The sequence below is a fragment of the Pseudomonas sp. EA_65y_Pfl1_P113 genome, from assembly GCF_963970525.1.
In the GTDB taxonomy this organism is placed as follows: domain Bacteria; phylum Pseudomonadota; class Gammaproteobacteria; order Pseudomonadales; family Pseudomonadaceae; genus Aquipseudomonas; species Aquipseudomonas tritici.
In genome coordinates this window covers 1-4,879 of sequence record NZ_CAXAQM010000067.1, presented here as the reverse complement: position 1 = coordinate 4,879, position 4,879 = coordinate 1, and the positions used below count along the sequence as shown (strand labels likewise).

The 4,879-nt window shown below is 64.4% G+C and carries 6 protein-coding genes and 2 pseudogenes; 4 read left to right on the top strand and 4 right to left on the bottom strand.

Features of this window, described 5'->3' with window-relative positions; all coding sequences use genetic code 11:
- A partial coding sequence (locus tag AACY52_RS28100; protein WP_339561048.1) for a DUF4158 domain-containing protein occupies nt 1-1,448 on the bottom strand: 1,448 nt, incomplete at its 3' end.
- A gap of 94 nt (nt 1,449-1,542) precedes the next feature.
- Between AACY52_RS28100 and AACY52_RS28095 the strand changes: the two genes are divergently transcribed.
- The 4 genes and pseudogenes from AACY52_RS28095 to AACY52_RS28080 all read left to right on the top strand — a co-directional run.
- Nucleotides 1,543-2,169, top strand: coding sequence for a recombinase family protein (locus AACY52_RS28095; protein ID WP_339472255.1), 627 nt, complete (start codon nt 1,543-1,545; stop codon nt 2,167-2,169).
- Nucleotides 2,166-2,723, top strand: coding sequence for a hypothetical protein (locus tag AACY52_RS28090; protein ID WP_339426638.1), 558 nt, complete (start codon nt 2,166-2,168; stop codon nt 2,721-2,723). Before AACY52_RS28095 ends, AACY52_RS28090 begins: the two co-directional genes overlap by 4 nt.
- A 7-nt stretch (nt 2,724-2,730) precedes the next feature.
- Nucleotides 2,731-3,138 (top strand): hypothetical protein, encoded by a 408-nt coding sequence (locus tag AACY52_RS28085; RefSeq protein WP_339561047.1) that lies wholly within the window; start codon nt 2,731-2,733, stop codon nt 3,136-3,138.
- A gap of 66 nt (nt 3,139-3,204) precedes the next feature.
- A pseudogene (locus AACY52_RS28080) lies at nt 3,205-3,426 on the top strand (hypothetical protein); the annotation flags it as partial.
- Between the two features lie 474 nt (nt 3,427-3,900).
- On the opposite strand, the gene AACY52_RS28075 reads toward AACY52_RS28080, so the two are convergent.
- The 3 genes and pseudogenes from AACY52_RS28075 to AACY52_RS28065 form a co-directional block, all read right to left on the bottom strand.
- Nucleotides 3,901-4,092, bottom strand: coding sequence for a hypothetical protein (locus AACY52_RS28075; protein ID WP_305738060.1), 192 nt, complete (start codon nt 4,090-4,092; stop codon nt 3,901-3,903).
- On the bottom strand, nt 4,089-4,271 hold the full coding sequence (locus AACY52_RS28070; RefSeq protein ID WP_143274547.1) for a hypothetical protein: 183 nt from the start codon (nt 4,269-4,271) through the stop codon (nt 4,089-4,091). The genes AACY52_RS28075 and AACY52_RS28070 overlap by 4 nt, the downstream gene beginning before the upstream one ends.
- 41 nt (nt 4,272-4,312) lie before the next feature.
- Nucleotides 4,313-4,879 (bottom strand): annotated as a pseudogene (locus AACY52_RS28065) (AAA family ATPase); the annotation flags it as partial.

The window sequence follows — 4,879 nt, the reverse complement described above, 5'->3', positions numbered from 1 at the left end:
CGAAGGTCACCGTACCGGTGCGAGCGGTCGAGCCAGATGTCACCCGAGCGCAGCGCGTCGCGCAGATGGAACATGACCGCGACTTCTCGGAGGCGCGCATCATCGTCGCCCTTCGCCCGCAATTGACGCCGCCATTTGGAATGTGGGCGCAGGAAATCGTCGGTCGCCGGGAGCGCGTCTTTGGTGGCGATGGCGATCACCGCGTCCAGCAAGGGTCGCGCGACCGACGCGGCTTGGAGATGGAGGCAGCGCAGCATACGCGGGGCATAGCGACGGAAGCGGTGATACCCCTGATCGACATGCGCCAGCGGATCATCGCCAAGCGTGTCCGTCAGAACCCTGGCCGTCGCGACGAGGCGGGTGAGATGGTCCCATCCCGCCGCACGCGCGACCGCATCCTCCAGCGACGCGCCGTCGCCATGCGCTTCGATGAGCGATTGGCCGAGCGCGGCGAAGCCGTCCAGCGTCGCTGTGACCCCGCCTCTCGTTTCCGCGGCACGTGCGTCATGCAACTGTTTTGCCTCGCGCCAGGTGCGCCCGACGATCCGGTCATGCGTCTCGATCACCGCATCCGCAGTCGAGGTGGCCCACTCGATGATGCAGACAGTGAGGATGGCGCGACGCCGGTCGGTGCCGAGATCACGCAGGCCATCGGCGAAGTAACGTTCGCCCTGTCGGCGCAGCCGGGCGACGCGATGCGGCGGGACGTCGCCGAGCAGGCCGGCATCGAGGTTCATCGCACGCAGGAACTCAAGCCGGTCGAGCAGTCGGTTTGCCGCGGCGGAATTGTTGCCCGGCTCGATCCGGCGCAGCCAGATGAAGCGGCTGATTGCCCCCGGCAGCATTTCGGTCGTCAGCCGGTCGAGCCGGGTGCAGGCGACAAGATCAAGGCGCGATGCGATGCGCTTCTCGATGCCGCGTTCGGCCGCGACGAGCGCATCCGCGCACAGGCGCTCGATCGTCGTGATCGCCGGCAGGATGGTCATGGTATCGCGGCAGCGGGCGATGAAGCGCCGGGCGAGATCGTCGTTCGAGTGTGCCTGCTCGGCTTCGGCGAACAGCCAGTCACGGAACGTCCGTGCCGGCGCGCCCTGACCGGGAAACGTCCTGTATCCGTAGATGGAGCGCAGCACCTCCATATGTTGCTGGCGGGTCTGGTGCCGGACGGCGTAGCGGACGAGCACGTCACCGGCGATGCCGAGCTGGGCGCCGAGGAAGGCGGATACCGCGAGCGGGATCACCTCGCCCGGCACCAGCATTCGTCCCGGATAGCGCAGCGCGCACAGTTGCAGCGCGAAGCCGATCCGGTTTTCCGGTCGGCGTCGCCGGTCGATGTGGATCAGGTCGTCGTCCGCCAGGATGTAATGCCGTAGCAGCGACGCTTCGTCGGTCGGCAGGTCGAGCAGCGACGACCGCTGCCGGGCGCTCAGGATATGGCGTCTCGGCATGCGGCTTTGTCCCGGTTGAACAGAAGTCTGTTTTGGACAACACTGACCCCGCGCAAATCAAGGCTTTTCGGGGCCGGTGTTCGGGAAGGTTCAATTGGGACAACGCGCCGCTATCTACGCCCGCGTCTCGACCGCCGACCAGTCGTGCGAGCGGCAGTTGCGCGACCTCGTCGGTTTCGCCGAACGGGGCGGCTATGAGGTGGTCGAGGTCTTCCGCGAAACCGCCTCGGGGATGAAGGCCAACCGCTCGGCGCGCGGCGAGGTGATGAAGCTGGCGCAGGCGCGTCACATCGATGCGGTCCTCGTCACCGAACTCAGCCGCTGGGGACGCTCGACGCAGGACCTGCTCGATACGCTCAACCGGCTGTCGGGCTGGCGCGTGTCGGTCGTCGCGATGAGTGGCATGACGTTCGAGGTCGATACGCCTCACGGGCGGATGATGGCGACGATGCTCGCCGGCATCGCCCAGTTCGAGCGCGACATGCTAAGCGAGCGGGTTCGGTCCGGTCTCGCCGCAGCGCGGGCACGGGGTCGAACACTCGGTCGGCAGGCGGGCGACCGACCGAAGTCCGACCGGCTCGCCCCCAAGGTGCTGGCGCTGGTCGCCGAAGGTCGCAGCTATCGCTGGATCGCGCGCGACCTCGGCCTCAGCAAGAATACTGTCGCCGCTATCGTCGGACGGGCACGGGTGGATGCAGCGTCGGTCGAGGAAGCGGCATGACCGGACTTCCCGGAAAATTCCCGCCGGATCCTCGGCGCAAGGCGCGGTTTCGTGAAATCGCGCGCGCGATCGTCGCCAAGGACCGCTCCGATCGGAAGTACGGCCTTACCGTCGATACCGCCGGTGCCATCGCCCAAGCGCTGGAGCGCGCATATCGGGACGGCGTGCGGGACGGTCCCGCAGCATCGACCCCGTTGCCGGAACAGTCCGATACCGGCCCGGTCGAATGGGCGCTGATCCCGCCGCGCCCCCGCGAAGCCTTCTGGAGTACCTGCCTGGCTATCCTGGGCGGTGACGGCAGCCGGTCGCGCGATGGCCATCTGGCACCTGCGATCACTGAACGCGGCACGCCGGGCTGGGCCATCATCGCACAAGGTCGCAACCCTGGCAGGTTGATCGGTGAACGCAACATCAGGCCGCTCGTCCGCCTGAACCTGCTCGATCATGCGCCAGATCGGCCGGAACACCTGCTCCTGACCGGACGGGGACAGGAAACCTGGTTCCTGTTCTGCCAGCTTGGTGGGCGTTACCCCGAAGACCTCACCGACATATGATCCGGCTTTGTCCCTTACCATCCAGGACGGATTACAGGTTGCCCGGCAACAAGCTGCGTCGCATCATCATGTGATGCTGACGTTCGGCTTCTCCACCCTGATCGACTTTTTGAGCTGGATCGCCGCTCTTGCCATCGGCCTGAAGGTCGCGGCGACGTTGATCGTGCTGATAGTAAACAAGGACATGCGCGATCAACCCGGATGGGGATCGGCCTTGTGGTGGGTGACCAAGATAACCCCGATCGTCGCGGTTTCCTGTCTCATCTGCATTGCCCTGCGGCAACGCGATACAGGGTTGGTCTGGTTCTACTGTGCTGCGGGGCTGTTCGTTGTGGTCGCGGTGCCGCTGAAGATCCGGCAGCGGCGAAACCGCATCGCGGCGCGAATGCCCGATGAACGGCCGGCTCGACCATAAACTCAGACCACGTGCTTCGTGCCCCACGCTTAGGGTGTCATTTCGCCCTCAACCGGAACCGACCCCAAGGAGGCGACCGTCAAACGCTTCCACTATGACAGCCATGACCAGCTACGAACGCACCTCGCCGACTTCAGGGCCGCCTACAACTTCGCTCGCCGGCTCAAGGCGCTGAGCGGCCTCACACACTACGAATACATCGCCAAAATCTGGACCTCAGAGCCAGACCGGTTCATCGTCAATCCAATCCACCAGATGCCGACTAAACACCTAGGGCGCTTGCCATAGGCTGACAGCCCTAACTGTAGGCGCTTGCCAACGTAGCGGCATCTGCTCGCAAACGGAGCGGATTTCTGCTCGGATTATCTGACAATGAGCAAAACGATTTGCTCACGCTATCTGCCAATGTGCTCACCAACATCCAGCGCTGCTCGCCATCATAATCACCTGCTCACATTATCTGCCAACGGCATCGCCATGGTGTCAGGGGCCGATATCGCCAAAATAGTCGCCGCGTTGATGAGCGTTCATGGTTGTTCGCCAGACGACGAAACCGGTCCATCCTATAGCCAACGTCAGCATTACAAAGCTCGGTGTGATGCCGATCGACCAGTGGAACCGCCTACTGATTGCCGGAAGGACCATGCCGGCGAGCACAGGCAGCAAGCATGATAAGCGCACAACAGCGCTTTTGCTGGTCCAGTTTCGCCCGATCATGCCCGGCAAGCCCAGATGCCATCGACGATAACGAGAGTGTCGAGATCAGTGACCACGCTGCCTCCCGAACAGGAAATGGTAGGTCAGGGCGAATACCGGCACCATGATCGCCGTCTTGATCGACAGGTTGTGGAGCACCTCGGGCCAGGGATGGACGAAGACGCCTTCGATCAGCGCACCCAGCGCGACGGCGAGGACACCGGTGAGAGCGCCAAAGGCCCAGCCCGGCAACTTCACGACTGGACCTCCCGGGCAGCACGATCGCCGCGCCAGATGCGACGCATGCGGGACAACTCGCTCCACCGTGCGGCCAGGATGGCGACAAGGCCGGCGATGACCATGCCGGACCAAGCATGGTGGTATGCGAGATACAGCGCGACGATCACGCCTGCTGCGGTGATGGTCTTGGCGAACACGGATTTCATCCTTTCGATATGACTGACAGGTTTCGCACGGTTCACACCGGGACGCCGGCCGCGCGTAGTTGTTCGGTGAGTTCCCGGGTGTGTTCGGGATCGAGCGTGCCTGCGAGCAGGGAGCGGACATCGGATGGCCGGGCGCCGAGGTGGGCGGTAAGCGTGACGGCATCGTAGCCGTTTCGGGTCAGCGTCGGTTCCAGGTCGTCGATCGCACGTGACAGCACCTGCTCGACGATCCCGGCGGTGACGGGCTTTGCGCCCAACCGGAAACCCTGCTCGAAGGCAAGCGTCAGGTGCATCTCGATCTGGAGCGGAGTACGCAGGCGTTCGGCGATGAGGTCGATCGCGTCCTCGTCCATCAGGTCGGCGACCTTCACCCCCTCTGCCGCGCACGCACCGAGCAACCAGGCGACATAATCCCGACGTGCCGATCCGATCCCCTCATAGTCGAAGGTCGTGGTCCGGTAGCCGATCTCCTCCATCTGCGGGCGGCGCAGATCGTTGCGCAGGCGCGGATGCCCGACAAGCAGGACCGACAGCAGCACGCCGGCATCGGCCACCACTTCCATAAGCCGCTTGAGGCCGGTCAACGTCTTGTGGTGCAG

Excerpts from the sequence above, each read along its gene's own strand:
- AACY52_RS28090 (WP_339426638.1), top strand. The coding sequence starts at position 2,166 with ATGACCGGACTTCCCGGAAAATTCCCGCCGGATCCTCGGCGCAAGGCG.